The sequence below is a fragment of the Neorhizobium sp. DAR64860/K0K1 genome, assembly GCF_050500205.1.
GTDB lineage: Bacteria > Pseudomonadota > Alphaproteobacteria > Rhizobiales > Rhizobiaceae > Neorhizobium > Neorhizobium soli.
The window spans coordinates 1,906,999-1,924,396 of the sequence record NZ_CP191459.1 but is presented as its reverse complement, the minus strand read 5'-3'; the positions used below and the strand labels follow the sequence as shown (position 1 = coordinate 1,924,396).

At 58.6% G+C, this 17,398-nt stretch carries 26 protein-coding genes and 1 pseudogene; 24 read left to right on the top strand and 3 right to left on the bottom strand.

Features of this window, described 5'->3' with window-relative positions; genetic code table 11:
- The first annotated feature begins 38 nt into the window (after window positions 1-38).
- The 20 genes from rplP (at window position 39) to ACQY1J_RS13915 (ending at window position 10,998) form a co-directional block, all read left to right on the top strand.
- Window positions 39-452, top strand: coding sequence for a 50S ribosomal protein L16 (gene rplP / locus ACQY1J_RS14010; protein ID WP_062457756.1), 414 nt, complete (start codon window positions 39-41; stop codon window positions 450-452).
- A gap of 12 nt (window positions 453-464) precedes the next feature.
- Window positions 465-665 carry a 50S ribosomal protein L29 gene (gene rpmC, locus ACQY1J_RS14005; protein WP_007770142.1) on the top strand — a complete coding sequence of 67 codons (201 nt, stop codon included), beginning with the start codon at window positions 465-467 and terminating at the stop codon, window positions 663-665.
- Window positions 666-677: 12 nt separating this feature from the next.
- Entirely contained in the window at window positions 678-914 is a 237-nt protein-coding gene (rpsQ, locus tag ACQY1J_RS14000) for a 30S ribosomal protein S17 (protein ID WP_062457753.1), read from the top strand.
- A gap of 236 nt (window positions 915-1,150) precedes the next feature.
- Complete coding sequence (rplN, locus tag ACQY1J_RS13995) at window positions 1,151-1,519, top strand: 50S ribosomal protein L14 (protein WP_052638136.1); 369 nt, start codon at window positions 1,151-1,153, stop codon at window positions 1,517-1,519.
- 12 nt (window positions 1,520-1,531) lie between these two features.
- Window positions 1,532-1,840, top strand: coding sequence for a 50S ribosomal protein L24 (gene rplX, locus ACQY1J_RS13990; protein ID WP_062457750.1), 309 nt, complete (start codon window positions 1,532-1,534; stop codon window positions 1,838-1,840).
- The gene (rplE, locus tag ACQY1J_RS13985) at window positions 1,833-2,390 is read left to right on the top strand and encodes a 50S ribosomal protein L5 (protein ID WP_062457747.1); all 558 of its coding nucleotides are present in this window, start codon (window positions 1,833-1,835) and stop codon (window positions 2,388-2,390) included. Before rplX ends, rplE begins: the two co-directional genes overlap by 8 nt.
- 33 nt (window positions 2,391-2,423) lie before the next feature.
- On the top strand, window positions 2,424-2,729 hold the full coding sequence (rpsN, locus tag ACQY1J_RS13980; RefSeq protein ID WP_062457744.1) for a 30S ribosomal protein S14: 306 nt from the start codon (window positions 2,424-2,426) through the stop codon (window positions 2,727-2,729).
- 12 nt (window positions 2,730-2,741) lie between these two features.
- On the top strand, window positions 2,742-3,140 hold the full coding sequence (rpsH, locus tag ACQY1J_RS13975) for a 30S ribosomal protein S8 (RefSeq protein ID WP_062457741.1): 399 nt from the start codon (window positions 2,742-2,744) through the stop codon (window positions 3,138-3,140).
- 42 nt (window positions 3,141-3,182) lie between these two features.
- The gene (gene rplF, locus ACQY1J_RS13970) at window positions 3,183-3,716 is read left to right on the top strand and encodes a 50S ribosomal protein L6 (protein WP_062457738.1); all 534 of its coding nucleotides are present in this window, start codon (window positions 3,183-3,185) and stop codon (window positions 3,714-3,716) included.
- A 12-nt stretch (window positions 3,717-3,728) separates the two neighbouring features.
- Window positions 3,729-4,091: a 50S ribosomal protein L18 gene (rplR, locus tag ACQY1J_RS13965; protein ID WP_062457734.1), complete on the top strand. Its 363-nt coding sequence runs from the start codon at window positions 3,729-3,731 to the stop codon at window positions 4,089-4,091.
- A gap of 125 nt (window positions 4,092-4,216) precedes the next feature.
- Window positions 4,217-4,786, top strand: a complete 570-nt coding sequence (gene rpsE / locus ACQY1J_RS13960; RefSeq protein WP_062457730.1) for a 30S ribosomal protein S5 — start codon at window positions 4,217-4,219, stop codon at window positions 4,784-4,786.
- A gap of 14 nt (window positions 4,787-4,800) precedes the next feature.
- Window positions 4,801-5,010 carry a 50S ribosomal protein L30 gene (gene rpmD / locus ACQY1J_RS13955; RefSeq protein WP_062457727.1) on the top strand — a complete coding sequence of 70 codons (210 nt, stop codon included), beginning with the start codon at window positions 4,801-4,803 and terminating at the stop codon, window positions 5,008-5,010.
- A 16-nt stretch (window positions 5,011-5,026) separates the two neighbouring features.
- Window positions 5,027-5,506, top strand: a complete 480-nt coding sequence (gene rplO / locus ACQY1J_RS13950) for a 50S ribosomal protein L15 (protein ID WP_062457725.1) — start codon at window positions 5,027-5,029, stop codon at window positions 5,504-5,506.
- A 230-nt stretch (window positions 5,507-5,736) separates the two neighbouring features.
- On the top strand, window positions 5,737-7,077 hold the full coding sequence (gene secY / locus ACQY1J_RS13945) for a preprotein translocase subunit SecY (protein ID WP_062457722.1): 1,341 nt from the start codon (window positions 5,737-5,739) through the stop codon (window positions 7,075-7,077).
- Window positions 7,074-7,724, top strand: coding sequence for an adenylate kinase (locus ACQY1J_RS13940; RefSeq protein ID WP_062580269.1), 651 nt, complete (start codon window positions 7,074-7,076; stop codon window positions 7,722-7,724). Before secY ends, ACQY1J_RS13940 begins: the two co-directional genes overlap by 4 nt.
- A 243-nt stretch (window positions 7,725-7,967) precedes the next feature.
- A complete protein-coding gene (rpsM, locus tag ACQY1J_RS13935; protein ID WP_062457717.1) occupies window positions 7,968-8,336 on the top strand; it encodes a 30S ribosomal protein S13 in 369 nt (122 codons plus the stop codon).
- A gap of 115 nt (window positions 8,337-8,451) precedes the next feature.
- Entirely contained in the window at window positions 8,452-8,841 is a 390-nt protein-coding gene (gene rpsK, locus ACQY1J_RS13930; protein WP_007766864.1) for a 30S ribosomal protein S11, read from the top strand.
- Between the two features lie 174 nt (window positions 8,842-9,015).
- Entirely contained in the window at window positions 9,016-10,026 is a 1,011-nt protein-coding gene (locus tag ACQY1J_RS13925; RefSeq protein ID WP_062457714.1) for a DNA-directed RNA polymerase subunit alpha, read from the top strand.
- 46 nt (window positions 10,027-10,072) lie between these two features.
- The gene (gene rplQ / locus ACQY1J_RS13920; RefSeq protein WP_062457711.1) at window positions 10,073-10,498 is read left to right on the top strand and encodes a 50S ribosomal protein L17; all 426 of its coding nucleotides are present in this window, start codon (window positions 10,073-10,075) and stop codon (window positions 10,496-10,498) included.
- Window positions 10,499-10,584: 86 nt separating this feature from the next.
- Window positions 10,585-10,998, top strand: coding sequence for a DUF2809 domain-containing protein (locus ACQY1J_RS13915; RefSeq protein ID WP_325260936.1), 414 nt, complete (start codon window positions 10,585-10,587; stop codon window positions 10,996-10,998).
- Here ACQY1J_RS13915 and ACQY1J_RS13910 read toward each other — a convergent pair.
- Window positions 10,970-11,841, bottom strand: a pseudogene (locus ACQY1J_RS13910) (DUF817 domain-containing protein). The gene ACQY1J_RS13915 and the pseudogene ACQY1J_RS13910 overlap by 29 nt on opposite strands.
- A 170-nt stretch (window positions 11,842-12,011) precedes the next feature.
- Between ACQY1J_RS13910 and ACQY1J_RS13905 the strand changes: the two are divergent.
- The 3 genes from ACQY1J_RS13905 to ACQY1J_RS13895 all read left to right on the top strand — a co-directional run bounded on the left by ACQY1J_RS13905 (window position 12,012) and on the right by ACQY1J_RS13895 (window position 15,066).
- Window positions 12,012-12,965: a helix-turn-helix domain-containing protein gene (locus ACQY1J_RS13905; protein ID WP_184655184.1), complete on the top strand. Its 954-nt coding sequence runs from the start codon at window positions 12,012-12,014 to the stop codon at window positions 12,963-12,965.
- A gap of 132 nt (window positions 12,966-13,097) precedes the next feature.
- Window positions 13,098-14,606: an aldehyde dehydrogenase gene (adh, locus tag ACQY1J_RS13900; protein ID WP_430250143.1), complete on the top strand. Its 1,509-nt coding sequence runs from the start codon at window positions 13,098-13,100 to the stop codon at window positions 14,604-14,606.
- Between the two features lie 79 nt (window positions 14,607-14,685).
- Window positions 14,686-15,066 (top strand): DUF779 domain-containing protein, encoded by a 381-nt coding sequence (locus ACQY1J_RS13895; RefSeq protein ID WP_192086679.1) that lies wholly within the window; start codon window positions 14,686-14,688, stop codon window positions 15,064-15,066.
- A gap of 9 nt (window positions 15,067-15,075) precedes the next feature.
- On the opposite strand, the gene msrQ is transcribed toward ACQY1J_RS13895, so the two are convergent.
- Together msrQ and msrP are read right to left on the bottom strand one after the other, a co-directional pair.
- Window positions 15,076-15,723 carry a protein-methionine-sulfoxide reductase heme-binding subunit MsrQ gene (gene msrQ, locus ACQY1J_RS13890; RefSeq protein WP_192086678.1) on the bottom strand — a complete coding sequence of 216 codons (648 nt, stop codon included), beginning with the start codon at window positions 15,721-15,723 and terminating at the stop codon, window positions 15,076-15,078.
- 2 nt (window positions 15,724-15,725) lie between these two features.
- Window positions 15,726-16,673 (bottom strand): protein-methionine-sulfoxide reductase catalytic subunit MsrP, encoded by a 948-nt coding sequence (gene msrP / locus ACQY1J_RS13885; RefSeq protein ID WP_430250142.1) that lies wholly within the window; start codon window positions 16,671-16,673, stop codon window positions 15,726-15,728.
- A 190-nt stretch (window positions 16,674-16,863) separates the two neighbouring features.
- Here msrP and ACQY1J_RS13880 point away from each other — a divergent pair, with 190 nt between their 5' ends.
- Window positions 16,864-17,286, top strand: coding sequence for a DUF4112 domain-containing protein (locus ACQY1J_RS13880; protein ID WP_430250141.1), 423 nt, complete (start codon window positions 16,864-16,866; stop codon window positions 17,284-17,286).
- Window positions 17,287-17,398: the final 112 nt, after the last annotated feature.

Here is a 17,398-nt window from a genome sequence, read left to right as displayed (position 1 = left end):
TTAGCGCTGGCGAAAGATAAGCTCGGAGAAGTAATAAAATGTTGCAGCCAAAGCGTACCAAGTTCCGCAAGCAGTTCAAGGGCCGCATCAAGGGCGTTGCCAAGGGTGGCTTCGACCTCGCATTCGGCGAATTCGGTCTGAAGGCTCAGGAACCGAACCGCGTCAACGCACGTGAGATCGAAGCGGCTCGCCGCGCGATCACACGTTACATGAAGCGTGCGGGTCGTGTATGGATCCGCGTATTCCCAGACGTACCGGTCACGGCAAAGCCGACCGAAGTGCGCATGGGTAAGGGTAAGGGTTCTGTCGAATACTGGGCTTGCAAGGTCAAGCCTGGTCGTATCATGTTCGAGATCGACGGCGTTTCGGAAGAGATCGCGCGCGAGGCACTTCGCCTCGGGTCTGCCAAGCTCTCGGTCACGACGCGCTTCGTACAGCGCATCGCAGATTAAGGAGAAGGCACGATGAAAGCCGAAGACGTACGCGGCCTGACCGCCGACCAGCTCAAGGACAAGCTTGCTGACCTGAAGAAGGAGCAGTTCAACCTGCGCTTCCAGAAGGCCACCGGCCAGCTCGAGAAATCCTCGCGCATCACCGAGGTCCGCAAGGATATCGCTCGCGTGAAAACCATTGCCCGCCAGAAGGCGGCAGAAGCCAAGGCCTAAAGGAAGAATAATATGCCGAAACGCATTCTGCAGGGCGTAGTCGTTTCCGACAAGAACGAGAAGACCGTTGTTGTCCGCGTCGAGCGCCGCTTCGCTCACCCTTTGCTTCAGAAGACCGTTCGCCGGTCCAAGAAGTACAAGGCCCATGACGAAAACAACCAGTTCAAGGTTGGTGACGTAGTTTCCATTCAGGAATGCGCCCCGATCTCCAAAGACAAGACCTGGACGGTTATCAACGCCCAGGCTTAAAGACTTCAGGATTTTGCGTCAGGCCCTTGCGTCGGACACAGAATCCTGTAAGAAGCACGCCACTGGCGTAGAACGCTCGGAAACGAGCGTTCTTTTGCTTTCAGCGCACGGAAGGTCCCACTTAGGGAAACCACCTTGGCAAGACCGATCCCGCGCATACTGAAAATGTGTTCATAGCCAGCTCCGTTCGTATTCATGCGCGCGGATAGTTGGTCATTAGAAAAAGGCGACCTGACATGATTCAGATGCAAACAAACCTCGACGTGGCGGATAATTCCGGCGCACGTCGTGTCATGTGCATCAAGGTGCTGGGCGGCTCCAAGCGCAAGTACGCTTCGATCGGCGACGTTATCGTCGTTTCGATCAAGGAAGCTATTCCGCGCGGCCGCGTGAAGAAGGGTGACGTGATGAAGGCGGTGGTTGTGCGTACCGCCAAGGACATCCGTCGCGCCGACGGCAGCGTCATCCGCTTCGACAACAACGCAGCGGTCCTCATCGACAACAAGAAAGAGCCGATCGGCACCCGTATCTTCGGACCGGTTCCGCGCGAACTTCGCGCCAAGAACCACATGAAGATCATCTCGCTGGCTCCTGAAGTTCTGTAAGGAGCGAGAGATATGCAGAAGATCAAGAAGGGCGACAACGTCGTCGTACTGACCGGCAAGGACAAGGGCCGCACCGGTGAAGTAATCCAGGTTATGCCGAAGGAAGACCGTGCGGTCGTTCGCGGCATCAACATGGTGAAGCGCCACCAGCGTCAGTCGCAGACGCAGGAAGCTGGCATCATCAACAAGGAAGCGTCCATCCATCTGTCGAACATCGCGGTTGCCGCGAAAGACGGTAAGCCAACTCGCGTTGGTTTCTCGGTCGTCGACGGTAAGAAGGTGCGTGTCGCCAAGCGTACGGGAGATGTGATCGATGGCTGAGTCCAAGTATGAGCCGCGGCTCAAGGCGGAATACGTTTCCCGCATCCGCGCCGCGCTAAAGGAGCAGTTTTCCTACTCCAACGACATGATGATCCCCAAGCTGGACAAGATCGTCATCAACATGGGTGTGGGCGAAGCAACTGCCGACAGCAAGAAGCCAACGGTTGCAGCAGCCGACCTCGCAGCGATCGCCGGCCAGAAGCCGGTCATCACAAAGGCACGGAATTCCATCGCGGGCTTCAAGGTTCGCGAATTCATGCCGATCGGTGCCAAGGTTACGCTTCGCGGCGCCCGCATGTACGAATTCATGGATCGACTGGTCAACATCGCGCTTCCGCGCGTTCGCGACTTTCGCGGCCTGAACCCGAAGTCCTTTGACGGCCGTGGCAACTTCGCCATGGGCATCAAGGAACACATTGTGTTCCCGGAGATCAACTACGACAAGGTTGATCAGATGTGGGGCATGGACATCATCGTTTGCACGACGGCTACCAACGACGACGAAGCACGGGCTCTCCTGAAAGAGTTCAACTTCCCGTTCCGCCAGTAACCGTAACGACGAGCGTTTAAAAGGAACTCCGATATGGCGAAAACCAGCGCAGTTGAAAAGAACAAGCGCCGCCGCAAGACCGTCGCGGACCATGCAGCCAAGCGTGCTGTATTGAAGGCGACCATCATGAACCAGGAACTTCCGATCGAAGAGCGGTTCAAGGCAACTATCAAGCTCGCTTCTCTGCCGCGCGATGGCTCGAAGACGCGTATCCGCAACCGTTGCGAAGTCACCGGTCGCCCACGCGCTTTCTATCGCAAGCTTAAGATGTCGCGTATTGCACTTCGCGAACTCGGCAGCCTCGGCAAAGTGCCGGGCATCGTCAAGTCGAGCTGGTAAGGAGATCGTTAGATGACCATGACTGATCCCTTGGGCGATATGCTCACACGTATCCGCAACGGCGCTTCCCGCCGCAAGTCGACCGTTTCGACGCCAGCCTCCAGGCTGCGCGTTCGCGTTCTCGACGTGCTGCAGGCTGAAGGCTACATCCGCGGTTACACTGAAACCGATTTCGGCAACGGCAAGGCCGAGATCGAAATCGAACTGAAGTACTACGAAGGCGCGTCGGTGATCCGTGAGATCGGCCGCGTGTCCAAGCCGGGCCGCCGAGTTTATGTCTCGGTCAAGTCCATCCCTCAGGTCGCGAACGGCCTCGGCATCACCATCCTTTCGACTCCGAAGGGCGTGATGGCCGATCACCAGGCTCGCGAACAGAACGTAGGCGGCGAGGTTCTTTGCTCGGTCTTCTAAGACTGCGCAAGGATCTCCCTAGCGAACAGACAGGATTGAATAATGTCTCGTATCGGTAAAAAGCCCGTTCAGGTTCCTGCAGGGATCACGGCCTCGGTTGATGGCCAGAAAGTCACTGCCAAGGGCCCGAAGGGCGAGCTTTTCTTCGTCGCTAACGACGAAATCAAGCTTGAAATCAAAGACAATGCCATTTCGGTGACTCCGGTCAACGATTCCAAGGATGCTCGTTCGAAGTGGGGCATGTCCCGCACGATGATCGAAAACATCCTGAAGGGTGTGAAGGACGGTTTCGAGCGCAAGCTTGAAATCAACGGCGTTGGTTACCGCGCGTCGCTGCAGGGCAAGAACCTGCAGCTGGCTCTCGGTTTCAGCCACGACGTGGTCTATCAGACGCCGGAAGGCATCACCATTGCCGTGCCGAAGCCGACGGAAATCATCGTCTCCGGCATTAATAAACAGCAGGTCGGTCAGGTAGCAGCGGAAATCCGCGAATACCGCGGTCCAGAGCCCTACAAGGGCAAAGGCGTCAAGTACGCTGAGGAACGGATCGTCCGCAAGGAAGGCAAGAAGAAGTAAGGACGCGGGATCATGGCTACCAGAAAAGAAGCACTCACAAAGCGTGCGAGCCGTGTTCGCCGTCAGATCAAGAAGGTCGCAAATGGCCGTCCGCGTCTGTCGGTTCACCGCTCCTCGAAAAACATCTACGTTCAGGTCATCGACGACGTGGCCGGCCGCACGCTTGCAGCCGCTTCCACGCTCGACGTCGATCTGCGCAAGTCGCTGAAGACCGGTGCGGACGTTGCAGCAGCTGCTGCCGTTGGCAAGTTGGTTGCAGAGCGCGCTGCCAAGGCTGGCGTGACGGAAGTCGTGTTCGACCGCGGCGCCTTCATCTACCACGGCCGCATCAAGGCTCTTGCTGAAGCTGCCCGCGAAGGCGGCCTGAGCTTCTAAGAAATTTCGCCCGGTCTGCCTGAAGAAGGGGAGGCCGGGCGATTTGCGGTTTTACCGCATCACGTCCGGTACGCCGGACAGTCTCAACCTGCCGTTCCACCCGCAAAAGAAAAAGGAAAAGGACAATGGCACAGGAAAGAAGAGGTTCGGGCAACGATCGCCAGAACCGCGAAGAGCGCGATAGCGAATTCGTCGACAAGCTGGTCGCGATCAACCGCGTCGCCAAGGTCGTCAAGGGCGGCCGTCGTTTCGGTTTTGCTGCTCTCGTCGTCGTCGGCGACCAGAAGGGTCGCGTTGGCTTCGGTCATGGCAAGGCACGCGAAGTGCCGGAAGCCATCCGCAAGGCAACCGAATCTGCAAAGCGCGATCTGATCTTCGTACCGCTGCGTGACGGCCGTACGCTGCATCACGACGTCAATGGTCGTCACGGCGCCGGCAAGGTTCTGCTGCGCTCGGCCAAGGCTGGTACCGGTATCATCGCCGGCGGACCGATGCGCGCTGTATTCGAAACGCTCGGCGTCCATGACGTTGTTGCGAAGTCGACTGGTTCGTCGAACCCATACAACATGGTTCGCGCAACGTTCGACGCTCTGAAGCACCAGGTGCATCCGAAGGACGTAGCAGCTCAGCGTGGCCTCAAGTATGCCACCCTGCAGTCGCGCCGCGCCGCTTCCGGCAATGCGTCGGAAGAATAAGAGGAGTCTGAACCATGGCTAAGGCTACGCAGAAGACTGAAGCAAAGACGGTTACCGTTCAGCAGATCGGCAGCCCAATCCGCCGCCCGGCCGAACAGCGCGCAACGCTGATCGGTCTTGGCCTCAACAAGATGCATCGGACCAGCACTCTGGAAGATACTCCTTCCGTTCGTGGCATGATCCGTGCTGTCCAGCATCTCGTTCGCGTCGTCGAAGAGAAGTGAGACGGAGGAATTGACCATGAAACTGAATGAGATCAAGGACAACGAAGGCTCTTCGAAGGACCGTATCCGCGTTGGTCGCGGTATCGGTTCCGGCAAGGGCAAGACCGGTGGACGCGGCGTCAAGGGTCAGAAGGCCCGTTCAGGCGTCTCGATCAACGGCTTCGAAGGCGGTCAGATGCCAATCTACCGTCGTCTTCCGAAGCGCGGCTTCAACAACATCTTCGCATCTGAATACGCAACCGTATCGCTCGGCCGTATCCAGACTGCGATCGATGCTGGCAAACTCGACGCAAACGCGACTGTCGACGCAGCAGCTCTCAAGGCTGCCGGCGTCATCCGTCGCCTCAAGGACGGCGTTCGCGTCCTGTCCGGCGGCGAACTGACAACCAAGGTTTCGATCGAAGTCGCCGGTGCCTCCAAGGCTGCCGTCGAAAAGATCGAAAAGTCGGGCGGCTCGATCAAGCTGCTCGTGGTTGCTGAAACAGCCGCTGAATAAATCGTTTGAAAATCACCCGGTGTGAGCTTCACACCGGGTGATTTTATGTCCATATGTGAGCCTCACGATCCCCAAGGCAGTCCGGCCGGTCAGCTACCGGGATCAGACGGAAAAATGGGTGAGGCAGGCGATTGCGACAGCATCTCGCGCCCCCAGCTTTCTGAAAACAGAATCAAGACTGCGTTCCGGAAGGCACATGCCGCCGGGGGATGGGTCGGGCGGAGAATTGCATGGCTTCTGCAGCTGAACAACTGGCCTCAAATCTGAATTTCAAAACTTTCGCCAAGGCGGAAGATCTTAAGAAACGCCTGTGGTTCACGCTGGCAGCGCTTCTTGTCTATCGCTTGGGCACGCATATTCCGCTGCCAGGCCTCAACCCTGAAGCCTATGCGCAGGCCTTTAGCGGTCAGTCGGGTGGCATTCTCGGCCTCTTCAACATGTTCTCCGGCGGTGCTGTCGAGCGCATGGCGATCTTCGCCCTCGGCATCATGCCTTACATTTCCGCTTCGATTATCGTGCAGCTGATGACTTCGGTCGTCCCGTCGCTCGAGAACCTGAAGAAGGAAGGCGAGGCGGGTCGCAAAATCATCAACCAGTACACTCGCTACGGCACCGTGATTCTCGGCGCGCTTCAGGCCTACGGCATCGCTGCCGGCCTTTCGAGCGGTCAGGGCATCGTGTCCAACCCGGGCTGGTTCTTCACGCTCTCAACGGTCGTCACGCTGCTTGGCGGCACGATGTTCCTGATGTGGCTTGGTGAGCAGATCACCTCGCGCGGTATCGGCAACGGTATTTCGCTGATCATCTTTGCCGGTATTGCCGCAGGCCTTCCTGGCGCGCTCGCCAACACAATGGAACTCGGTCGTACCGGCGCTCTGCCGACGGCTCTGATTCTCACCGTTATCATCGTCGCGATCGCCGTCATTGCGCTGATCGTGTTTGTTGAACGCGCCCAGCGGCGGCTCCTGATCCAGTATCCGAAGCGTCAGGTCGGCAACCGCATGTTCCAGGGCGATACCTCGCACCTTCCGCTGAAGCTCAATACAGCGGGCGTTATTCCGGCAATCTTTGCATCCTCGCTTCTGCTTCTGCCGGCAACGGCTGCAGGCTTTGCCGGCAATTCACAGCTGCCAGACTGGGCGACGGGGATCATTGCAGCTCTTGGCCACGGCCAGCCGCTGTTTATGCTGTTCTACGCCATGCTGATCGCGTTCTTCGCCTTCTTCTACACGGCCATCGTCTTCAACCCGAAGGATACGGCTGATAACCTGAAGAAGCACGGCGGCTTCATTCCCGGCATCCGTCCCGGCGAGCGTACCGCGGAATATATCGATTACGTCCTGACCCGAATCACGGTCGTCGGCGCTATCTATCTCGTCGTGGTCTGCATTCTTCCCGAATTCCTGGTGGCCAGAACGGGCGTTCCGTTAGCCCTTGGTGGTACTTCGCTTTTGATCGTGGTCAGTGTAACCCTTGATACGGTTGCGCAGATCCAGGGACACCTCATCGCGCAGCAGTATGAGGGATTGATCAAGAAGTCGAAACTACGCGGTGGAAAGAGGGGACGATGAGACTGATTCTTTTAGGACCGCCGGGCGCGGGCAAGGGGACCCAAGCCCAGCGGATCGTGGAGAAGCATGGCATTCCGCAGCTCTCCACTGGTGATATGCTGCGGGCAGCCGTGGCAGCTGAGACCGAAGTCGGCAAGCGCGCCAAGGCAGTCATGGATGCGGGCAATCTCGTCTCTGACGAGATCGTCAACGCGATCGTCTCAGAGCGCATAGACGCGCCTGACTGCGCGAACGGTTTCATCCTTGACGGTTTTCCCCGCACGCTCGTGCAGGCGGACGCCACTGAGGCGATGCTGTCTGCCAAGGGGCTCGATCTTTCCGTGGTGATTGAACTTCGCGTCGACGATAAGGAGCTTGTCCGTCGCGTCTCCGGTCGCTATTCCTGCGCCCAGTGCGGGACGGTCTACCACGACTCGGATAAGAAGCCTTCGTCGGAGGGCACGTGCGACAAGTGTGGCTCGACCCACTTCAAGCGTCGGCCGGACGACAACGCCGAGACCATGACCAAGCGTCTCGAGGTTTACTACAAGGAAACCTCGCCGCTCATTGGTTACTACTATGCCAAAGGCAAGCTCAAGGTTGTCGATGGCATGGCCGAGATGGATACTGTCACGGCCGATATCGAAAAGATCCTCGCCAGTCTCTGAGACTGTCTTGGATGGGTTAAAGAATCTTGGGGTGGAGCAGTTGCATTCAAGCACTGATTCCGCTACACACCGCGCCAACTCGCGACAGTTTTACAGCGATCGGCGCGGATTCCCGCAAGGACATCCGGGGCGATCATTTTGCCTGTCTCGTATGAAGTTTGAACTGGCGACCGTATCCAAAGGTCGCTTTCATGGAAGAAGTACCGCTTGCCGGATGGCAACCGGAACGCAAGGAGAATAGACGTGGCACGTATCGCTGGCGTCAACATCCCGACTGCGAAGCGCGTTGTCATCGCGCTGACCTACATTCACGGGATCGGCCCGAAATTCGCACAGGAAATTATGGAGAAGGTTGGTCTTGCCGCTGAAAAGCGCGTCCATCAGCTGACCGACTCTGAAGTCCTGCAGATCCGCGAAACCATCGACCGCGATTATCGCGTCGAAGGTGATCTTCGTCGCGAAACCGCGATGAACATCAAGCGCCTCATGGACCTCGGCTGCTATCGCGGCCTGCGTCACCGTCGTGGCCTTCCGGTCCGCGGTCAGCGCACGCACACCAATGCCCGCACCCGCAAGGGTCCGGCAAAGGCGATTGCTGGTAAGAAGAAGTAATTTTGGATCGATAGTCGCAAAGCGGGCAGGGCTCCTGTCCGCTTTTTCGTGACTGTTCGATCTGAGGTGGAGCCGCTGGCATTACGGCGGTGCAGAGATCAACGAAAGGAATACCATGGCCAAGGAAGCCACACGCGTACGCCGCCGCGAACGCAAAAATATTACGTCGGGCGTTGCCCACGTCAATTCGACGTTCAACAACACGATGATCACCATCACCGACGCACAGGGCAATGCAATTGCCTGGTCGTCTGCTGGTGCCAAGGGCTTTAAGGGTTCGCGCAAGTCGACCCCGTTCGCAGCTCAGATCGCTGCCGAAGACTGCGCCAAGAAGGCTCAGGAGCACGGCATGAAGTCGCTCGAAGTCGAAGTCTGCGGTCCGGGTTCCGGTCGCGAATCGGCTCTGCGCGCTCTGCAGGCTGCCGGCTTCATGATCACCTCGATCCGCGACGTGACCCCGATCCCGCACAACGGTTGCCGCCCGCGCAAGAAGCGCCGCGTCTAATGGACGTTTTTGGAGCTCGCTTCGCAGCGATCTTCATCTGAACCCGGTAATAGCCGCTCCGTCTCCTGAAAGAGTCGAGGCGGCTTTCACCGTATAGCCGGAAGGGTATTTCCGGTGTTCCTCGTGCTCGGTTACCACGATTGGATGGTGGTAACGAACGGAAGGTAGTAGGTCATGATCCAGAAGAACTGGCAGGAACTGATTAAGCCGAACAAGGTGGAGTTTTCCTCTTCCGGCCGTACAAAGGCAACGCTTGTTGCTGAGCCTCTCGAGCGCGGCTTCGGCCTGACGCTCGGCAACGCGCTTCGTCGCGTACTTCTGTCGTCGCTGCGCGGTGCTGCTGTTACCGCAGTGCAGATTGACGGCGTTCTGCACGAATTCTCCTCCATCCCCGGCGTTCGGGAAGATGTGACGGACATCGTGCTGAACATCAAGGAAATCGCCATCAAGATGGATGGTGACGATTCCAAGCGCATGGTCGTGCGCAAGCAGGGTCCGGGTTCGGTTACCGCTGGAGACATCCAGACGGTTGGCGATATCGAGATCCTCAACCCCGACCACGTGATCTGCACGCTCGACGAGGGTGCTGAGATCCGTATGGAATTCACGGTCAACAACGGCAAGGGCTACGTTCCTGCCGATCGTAACCGTGCGGAAGACGCTCCGATCGGTCTCATCCCGGTCGACAGCCTGTATTCCCCGGTCAAGAAAGTGTCCTACAAGGTGGAAAACACCCGTGAAGGCCAGGTTCTCGACTATGACAAGCTGACCATGACCATCGAAACCGATGGTTCGGTCTCGGGTGAAGACGCCGTAGCCTTCGCCGCTCGTATCCTTCAGGACCAGCTGTCGGTCTTCGTCAACTTCGACGAGCCGCAGAAGGAAGCAGAAGAGGAAGCCGTCACTGAACTCGCGTTCAACCCGGCACTCCTCAAGAAAGTCGACGAACTGGAACTTTCCGTCCGTTCGGCCAACTGCCTGAAGAACGACAACATCGTCTATATCGGCGACCTCATCCAGAAGACCGAAGCCGAGATGCTCCGCACTCCGAATTTCGGTCGCAAGTCGCTGAACGAGATCAAGGAAGTTCTGGCATCCATGGGCCTCCATCTTGGTATGGAAGTTCCTGCATGGCCGCCGGAAAACATCGAAGATCTCGCCAAGCGTTACGAAGACCAATACTAACAGGATCAGACTGCAGGCGAATGCCTGCAAGTGAAGGAGACACACCATGCGTCACGGAAATTCGGGCCGTAAGCTCAACCGCACCGCAAGCCACCGCAAGGCCATGTTTGCCAACATGGCGGCTTCGCTCATCACCCATGAGCAGATTGTAACAACCCTGCCGAAGGCGAAGGAAATTCGCCCGATCGTCGAAAAGCTCGTCACCCTCGGCAAGCGCGGCGACCTGCACGCTCGTCGTCAGGCGATCTCGCAGATCCAGGATCAGGACGCTGTTCGCAAGCTGTTCGATGCCATCGCTTCGCGTTACGCAACCCGCAACGGCGGCTACCTGCGCATCATGAAGGCCGGCTATCGTCAGGGCGACAACGCTCCGATGGCAGTCATCGAATTCGTCGAGCGCGACGTCGATGCCAAGGGCGCAGCCGACAAGGCTCGCGTTGCTGCTGAAGCAGAAACTGCCGAAGCCGCATAATTCGATCCAGGATCGCACTTTTCGAAAAGGCCGGGCGGCAACGCCCGGCCTTTTTCTTTGGGAAAAGAAGGGGAGCAGGCTCGAGCTTGATTGCGCCACGATCTACCCGCGTTCAACGCTGTCTGGCGACGCTGCTTGTGATTGCCGCGGGCCTTCTGCTCCGACGCTTCGGCTACGATCTCGGGATGTCATTCGTCGTCGTGAAATACGGTGGGTCAGTTCTCTGGGGTGCGATGGTGTTCCTGGCATTGGCTGCCCTTACCGGATCTTCGAACATCGCCAGGCTCGCCTTCGGAGCATTCCTCATCGCCCTCTGCGTCGAACTCTCAAGGCTCTACCGCACGCCTGCAATGGACGCGTTTCGACTGACTGTCGCCGGCAAGTTGTTGCTCGGACGCGTGTTTTCCCTGTGGAATATCGCAGCTTACGCCGTCGGTATCGGCAGTGCCGCAACTGTCGATGCGTGGAGGCTCAGACGGGGACGTAGATCTTCCGTTTGATATGCTTGAGGTTGGCGACGATCGTGAAAGTCATCACCACCAGCAATGACCACGAACTCCATTTGCCAAGATGGACGACCGACCACGCCCCGATCTGGTTCGGATATTGCCAGATCCCGAAAAAGGTCGAGATATTCTCCGCCAGCCAGATGAAGAAGCCGATCAGCACGAACGCGATGAGAAGCGGCATCCGTCTTTCGCGATCGTAGGGCCGGTAGGTGACGGTGGTGCGGGCGTAAAGGCCGAGCGCGCAGGCAGCGATATACCAGCGATAGTCGCCGATGAAATGGTGGGTGAAGAAATTCGCGTAGATTGCAATCGCGATCAGGCCGGCCATCCAGTAGCTGGATGGTGGTGGATCCGCAGATCGAAAAGCCGCCAGGCCTGGATGATGTAGCTCCCCACGGCGGCATACATGAAGCCGGAAAACAGCGGCACGCCCAGCACTTTCGCGTAGGCGAAGTCAGGGTAGGACCATGACTGGATGCTGCCGGAGGTCTTGAACACCTCGAGCGCAAAGCCGACCACGTGGAAAAGACCGATCGCTTTTGCCTCATCCCAGGTTTCCAGCTTGCTCCAGATCATAACGGACTGGATTGCCAGCGCGATGATCAGCAGAACGTCGTAGCGCGGGATGCCGAGCACGCCCGTTCGCGGAACGATGAAGATCGACACAAAAAACAGGCCGGCGAACAGGCAGGCCCGCGCTTCCTTGATGCCGAAGTAGAGAAACTCGATGACGAAACGCGTGATACCGTGGATTTCTCCAAACGGCCGCTGGTTGCAAAGATAGACATCCAGCAGGGATAGTCGTCCGCCGTCCACAGTCGATTCTGGTGTCATCAAAACATCTCCGCTGCACGGACTGAAGCCTGCGGTGACTGTGACTGTCAAGTCCGGGGGATGGCAGGCTGACCGGCCTGCCGAATGACTGAAGCTCCCTATATCGCTGTTGCCACATCCCGTTTTTTTAGCGACAATCGAGCCGTGACGCATTTGGTGGGAGGAGCCCGATGCATGACCCTGTTTCCCATGCCGACCAAGTCTACGCGTCGGCCAATTCCCCTGTCGCGAGTTCAGCTGTAGTCGCGTCCTGGCGCCGCTGCATGACCATGCATCACTTGGCGCCAGAGGACCGGCGGATGCCGGAGCGGGTGACAGAGCAGGAACTTGACGTCGCCCGAAAACAGTCGGAGCGTCTTATCGGGCAGGCGAGGGACGAGCTCGATCGGCTGTTCATGGTCGTCGGTCGCGCCGGCTGCTGCATCCTGATGACCGACAGCAAAGGTATCGCGCTTGACCGTCGCGGCGCAGCGGGCGACGACAAGGATTTTCGTGCGCTGGGCCTCTGGACCGGCTCGGTCTGGACCGAGGAGAGTATCGGGACCAACGGGATCGGCACCGCAATCGCCGACGACCGGCCGATATCGATCATCCGCGACCAGCACTTCTTTGCATCCAATATCGATCTGAGCTGCACGACTGCGCCCATTCGTGATCACCGTGGAGTTCTGGCCGGCGCGCTCGATGTCTCGACGTGCCGAAGTGACGCAAACGAAGGCACGATCGCCATCCTGTCGCAGACGGTGCGTGAGGCGGCATCCCGGATCGAGCTGAACCTGTTCCGAAACGCGTTTCAAGGTGCCCGCTTCGTGATGGTGCCGAGTGAGACGGGATCTCCAATGGCGCTCCTGGCTGTAGATCGCGACGACCTTGTGATCGGTGCCACGCGGGCTGCGCGATCGGCGCTGCGTCTGGACGACGATCGGATTGCGGAAGGGATCCCGGCCTCCGATCTGCTTCACGAGTCGAGCCGGGATGCGCGAGAACTCCTGGGCGATGCCGAGCGCTCGGCGCTTCTTCGGGCGTTGTCTCGTGTCCACGGCAACGTCTCGCTGGCAGCGCAGGTGCTCGGCGTCAGCCGTTCCACCCTGCATCGCAAGATGAAGCGATTTGGCATTCAATGACGGGGAGTTTTGTCGCAGACTTGCGACAGAGTGCGTCGCGGTATCGCGGGTTAGGCCTGTTTTCACCACGCCAGAAGCGCAGATTCTGTACCATCGGGTTCGCTTTGAACCTGTTCATCATGGGAGGATGACATGCTGCACCAGAAAATCGTTGAGTCACCGTTCAAGCTCAAATACGGCAACTATATCGGCGGTGAGTGGAAAGAACCGATCAGCGGCAAGTATTTCGACAACGTCACGCCGATCACCGGCGGCAAGATCTGCGAGATCCCGCGGTCTGACGAAAAGGATGTCAATGCGGCGCTAGACGCTGCCCACGCCGCCAAGGAAAAATGGGGCCGCATGGCGCCGGCTGACCGCTCGAACATCCTGATGAAGATCGCCCAGCGGATGGAAGACAAGCTGGAAGTTCTGGCGCAGGCCGAAACCTGGGACAACGGCAAGCCGATCCGCGAGACAATGGCAGCCGACATCCCGCTCGCCATCGATCACTTCCGCTATTTCGCATCCTGCATCCGTGCCCAGGAAGGTTCGATCAGTGAAATCGACCACGATACGGTCGCCTATCACTTCCACGAACCGCTTGGCGTTGTCGGCCAGATCATTCCGTGGAATTTCCCGATTCTGATGGCCGCCTGGAAGCTTGCACCGGCGCTTGCCGCCGGCAACTGCGTTGTCATCAAGCCGGCCGAGCAGACGCCGGCCTCGCTTCTGGTCTGGGCGGAACTCGTCGGTGACCTCCTGCCACCCGGCGTGCTGAATATCGTCAATGGTTTCGGCCTCGAAGCCGGAAAACCTCTTGCGACCAGCAACCGGATTGCCAAGATCGCCTTTACAGGAGAGACCACGACAGGCCGGCTGATCATGCAATATGCCAGCCAAAACCTTATCCCTGTCACGCTCGAACTTGGCGGCAAGTCGCCGAACATCTTCTTCGCCGATGTGATGAGTGAAGACGACGATTTCCTCGACAAGGCGCTGGAAGGCTTTGCGATGTTCGCGCTGAACCAGGGCGAAGTCTGCACCTGCCCCAGCCGCGCACTGATCCAGGAATCGGTTTACGATCGTTTCATGGAGCGGGCGGTCAAACGCGTCGAAGCCATCACGCAGGGCAACCCGCTCGATAGCTCGACCATGATTGGCGCGCAGGCATCCTCGGAGCAGATGGAAAAGATCCTGTCCTATCTCGACATCGGCAAGCAGGAAGGCGCGGAAGTGCTGACTGGCGGCGTCAAGAACGATCTCGGCGGGGAATTGGCGAACGGCTACTACATCAAGCCGACGATCTTCAAGGGCCACAACAAGATGCGGATCTTTCAGGAGGAGATCTTCGGACCGGTAGTGTCGGTAACGACCTTCAAGGACGAAAAGCAGGCGCTGGAGATCGCCAACGATACGCTGTACGGGCTCGGCGCCGGCGTGTGGACCCGCGACGGCAACCGCGCCTATCGCTTCGGCCGGGAGATCCAGGCCGGCCGCGTGTGGACCAATTGCTATCACGCCTATCCCGCGCATGCGGCATTTGGCGGGTACAAGCAGTCCGGGATTGGTCGCGAAAACCACAAGATGATGCTCGACCACTACCAGCAGACCAAGAACATGCTGGTGAGCTACAGCCCGAAGAAGCTCGGGTTCTTCTGATCGATCTCAACCGAAGCGTGGGCTCCCGGCTGCAGGGTCGGGAGCCTTTCAATGTCTCGATGCGAACAGGAATGACATGATGGATGCGACAATCAACGGCGAACCGCGCGTCACGGCCACGGATTCCGCGCTGAACCTCATTGCCGAGATCCAGGCGGACCACCCAGACATCCTGTTCCACCAATCCGGCGGCTGCTGCGACGGGTCGTCACCCATGTGCTATCCGAAGGGCGATTTCATGCTTGCCGACCACGACGTGAAGCTCGGCGAAATCGGCGGCGTGCCGGTCTATATCAGCGGCAGCCAGTTCGAGGCCTGGAAGCACACACAACTGATCATCGATGTCGTGCCCGGAAGGGGCGGCATGTTCTCGCTCGACAATGGGCGTGAAAAGCGCTTCCTCACCCGTTCTCGGCTGTTCGGCGGCGGCGAGGCCTGCGCCATACCTGCCATGCGTTGACGCCGCCCACTATGTCGTAGGCGCGGGCCGAGCCGGGCGGCTCTTGCCGCGCTTCCAGTTGAGGAACGGTTTTCTGAGCGGCCGGTAGGCGAGGAGCAGCCCGATCGCTGCGATATGGATAAACGGAACCAGCGTCACCGATTTCACCGCGAGCACATAGTGGAGCGCGCCGCCCAGTGCCACGAGATAAATCAGCTTGTGCATTTTCACCCAGGTCTGTCCGAGCTTGCGGATCGACCAGTTGTTGGATGTCACCGCAAGCGGGATCAGCAGCAGCAGGCAGGCAAAGCCGATCGTGATATAGGGGCGCCGCACGATATCGCTGCCAACAGCGCCAAAGTTCAGCTGCAGATCGAGCAGAAGATAGACGCTGAAATGGAACACGACGTAATAGAAGGCGAGCAGCCCTAGCGCACGGCGATAGCGGATCCAGTTGATCCCGAGAATATCGCGAAGGGGCGTGACGGCGAGCGTCAGGATGATGAAACGCAACGCCCAGATGCCGATCAGGTGCTCGAATGTCTTGACGGGATTGAAACCCAGCCCGCCCGTCGCGGCCTGATAGAAGTACCAGGCCGCGGGACAAAGCCCCACGACGTAAAGTGCCCAGATGCTGGCGGCATGGTATCGGCGGGGCAGGGCTGGGATCGAGAGCATGGTCAGTAGTTCGCTTTCAGGTCCATGCCGGTATAGAGGCTCGCTACTTCGTTCGCATAGCCGTTGAAGGGCAGGGTATCGACGCGCTTGGTTCCGAAGAAGCCGCCTTCGCCGATTCGCTGTTCGGTCGCCTGACTCCAGCGCGGATGGTCGACGGCCGGATTGACGTTGGAATAGAAACCGTATTCCCGGGCGTTTGAATTCTTCCAAGTGGTCTGTGGCTGCTCTTCGACCAGCTTGATCTTGACGATCGACTTGATGCCTTTGAAACCGTATTTCCACGGCACCACGAGCCGGATCGGCGCGCCGTTCTGGTTGGGCAGCGTTTCGCCGTAGAGACCGACGGCAAGAATGGTCAGCGGATGGCGCGCTTCATCGAGGCGCAGGCCCTCGACGTAAGGCCAGGGTAGAGCCTGGAAGAGACCGCCTTGGCCGGGCATTTCCTCGGGACGCACGACCGTCTCGAACGCCACGTATTTCGCGCTGCCAAGCGGCTCGACCTGGTCGAGGATCGCCGCCAGGGGGAAACCGATCCACGGGATCACCATCGACCAGCCCTCGACGCAGCGCATGCGGTATGTCCGCTCCTCGAGCTTCATCTTGAGGATCTCGTCGAGACCGAATTCCTTCGGCTTGCCCACCATGCCCTCGACCTTGACGGTCCAGGGTGTCGGTTTGAACGCGCTGGAATTCTGCGAGGGATCTTCCTTGCCGACGCCGAATTCGTAGAAATTGTTGTACGTGGTCACCGCCTCTTTGGGCGTCAGCTTTTCGTCAAGCTTGTAGGGGCCGGGCGCTGCACTGAGGGCTGCAGCGAGTGCGCCCGTACCTCCAAGGACAGAAAGGCCGGCGCCCGCGGCGACGGTGCCCACGAAATTTCGACGCGACAGATAGATGTCGCGCGGCGTGATCTCAGTCGGCGAAATGTGGGGTGGGCGAAATGCGGGCATTGCGGATCTCCTTCAGGCAAAAGCCTATCCTCTGCTTATACGTACCGCCGACAGGTTTGGTTTCACAGAGCCGAAGGAAAGGCATTAAACCACGTTTGCGTGAAAGAATTAGCGTTGAAACATACGCTAAGCCTTGAACCGGGAAATCGCATGCTCATTTCAGCTTTGACATTAATCAAGGATAGTGAGTATGGCGACGAAAACCTGGGATGCTGCCAGCGAACGCTTCACGGAAACCGATGCGGGCCGGATCGATCGACTGCGGCGTTTGCGGCGTATCCACGGCGTCGCCCGTATGATGGATACGGCGATCGGTATTCCCGGCACCCGGTTTCGGTTTGGTGCCGATTCCATCATGGGCCTTGTTCCGCTCGTGGGCGATGCCGGGGGCGCATTGATTGGCCTCTATATCGTCAACGAGGCCCGCCGCATGGGTGTGCCGAACGACAAGCTTGCAAAGATGATCGGCAACCTTGCGGTCAATTCTGTCGTCGGCAGCGTGCCGCTGGCCGGTGATCTGTTCGACGTCTTCTTCAAGTCGCACCGCCGCAACCTCAACATCGTTCTCGACCATTTCGGTGTGACGGCGGACGACCTCCGCGCAAAGCGATAGCGGACACGAGAAGAGGGTGAGGGACGGTGACGTTGCCTCACTCCTCAAGCGCCACGCCGAAGCAGAACCGCTATGAAACTTCGGCCTCGCCTACATCGCTGGGCAGATTTTT

Bases quoted from the DNA above. Each gene is read 5' to 3' on its own strand.
- rplP (WP_062457756.1), top strand. From the start codon at position 39: ATGTTGCAGCCAAAGCGTACCAAGTTCCGCAAGCAGTTCAAGGGCCGC.
- rpmC (WP_007770142.1), top strand. From the start codon at position 465: ATGAAAGCCGAAGACGTACGCGGCCTGACCGCCGACCAGCTCAAGGAC.
- rpsQ (WP_062457753.1), top strand. From the start codon at position 678: ATGCCGAAACGCATTCTGCAGGGCGTAGTCGTTTCCGACAAGAACGAG.
- rplN (WP_052638136.1), top strand. From the start codon at position 1,151: ATGATTCAGATGCAAACAAACCTCGACGTGGCGGATAATTCCGGCGCA.
- rplX (WP_062457750.1), top strand. From the start codon at position 1,532: ATGCAGAAGATCAAGAAGGGCGACAACGTCGTCGTACTGACCGGCAAG.
- rplE (WP_062457747.1), top strand. From the start codon at position 1,833: ATGGCTGAGTCCAAGTATGAGCCGCGGCTCAAGGCGGAATACGTTTCC.
- rpsN (WP_062457744.1), top strand. From the start codon at position 2,424: ATGGCGAAAACCAGCGCAGTTGAAAAGAACAAGCGCCGCCGCAAGACC.
- rpsH (WP_062457741.1), top strand. From the start codon at position 2,742: ATGACCATGACTGATCCCTTGGGCGATATGCTCACACGTATCCGCAAC.
- rplF (WP_062457738.1), top strand. From the start codon at position 3,183: ATGTCTCGTATCGGTAAAAAGCCCGTTCAGGTTCCTGCAGGGATCACG.
- rplR (WP_062457734.1), top strand. From the start codon at position 3,729: ATGGCTACCAGAAAAGAAGCACTCACAAAGCGTGCGAGCCGTGTTCGC.
- rpsE (WP_062457730.1), top strand. From the start codon at position 4,217: ATGGCACAGGAAAGAAGAGGTTCGGGCAACGATCGCCAGAACCGCGAA.
- rpmD (WP_062457727.1), top strand. From the start codon at position 4,801: ATGGCTAAGGCTACGCAGAAGACTGAAGCAAAGACGGTTACCGTTCAG.
- rplO (WP_062457725.1), top strand. From the start codon at position 5,027: ATGAAACTGAATGAGATCAAGGACAACGAAGGCTCTTCGAAGGACCGT.
- secY (WP_062457722.1), top strand. From the start codon at position 5,737: ATGGCTTCTGCAGCTGAACAACTGGCCTCAAATCTGAATTTCAAAACT.
- ACQY1J_RS13940 (WP_062580269.1), top strand. From the start codon at position 7,074: ATGAGACTGATTCTTTTAGGACCGCCGGGCGCGGGCAAGGGGACCCAA.
- rpsK (WP_007766864.1), top strand. From the start codon at position 8,452: ATGGCCAAGGAAGCCACACGCGTACGCCGCCGCGAACGCAAAAATATT.
- ACQY1J_RS13925 (WP_062457714.1), top strand. From the start codon at position 9,016: ATGATCCAGAAGAACTGGCAGGAACTGATTAAGCCGAACAAGGTGGAG.
- rplQ (WP_062457711.1), top strand. From the start codon at position 10,073: ATGCGTCACGGAAATTCGGGCCGTAAGCTCAACCGCACCGCAAGCCAC.
- ACQY1J_RS13905 (WP_184655184.1), top strand. From the start codon at position 12,012: ATGCATGACCCTGTTTCCCATGCCGACCAAGTCTACGCGTCGGCCAAT.
- adh (WP_430250143.1), top strand. From the start codon at position 13,098: ATGCTGCACCAGAAAATCGTTGAGTCACCGTTCAAGCTCAAATACGGC.
- ACQY1J_RS13895 (WP_192086679.1), top strand. From the start codon at position 14,686: ATGGATGCGACAATCAACGGCGAACCGCGCGTCACGGCCACGGATTCC.
- msrQ (WP_192086678.1), bottom strand. From the start codon at position 15,723: ATGCTCTCGATCCCAGCCCTGCCCCGCCGATACCATGCCGCCAGCATC.
- msrP (WP_430250142.1), bottom strand. From the start codon at position 16,673: ATGCCCGCATTTCGCCCACCCCACATTTCGCCGACTGAGATCACGCCG.
- ACQY1J_RS13880 (WP_430250141.1), top strand. From the start codon at position 16,864: ATGGCGACGAAAACCTGGGATGCTGCCAGCGAACGCTTCACGGAAACC.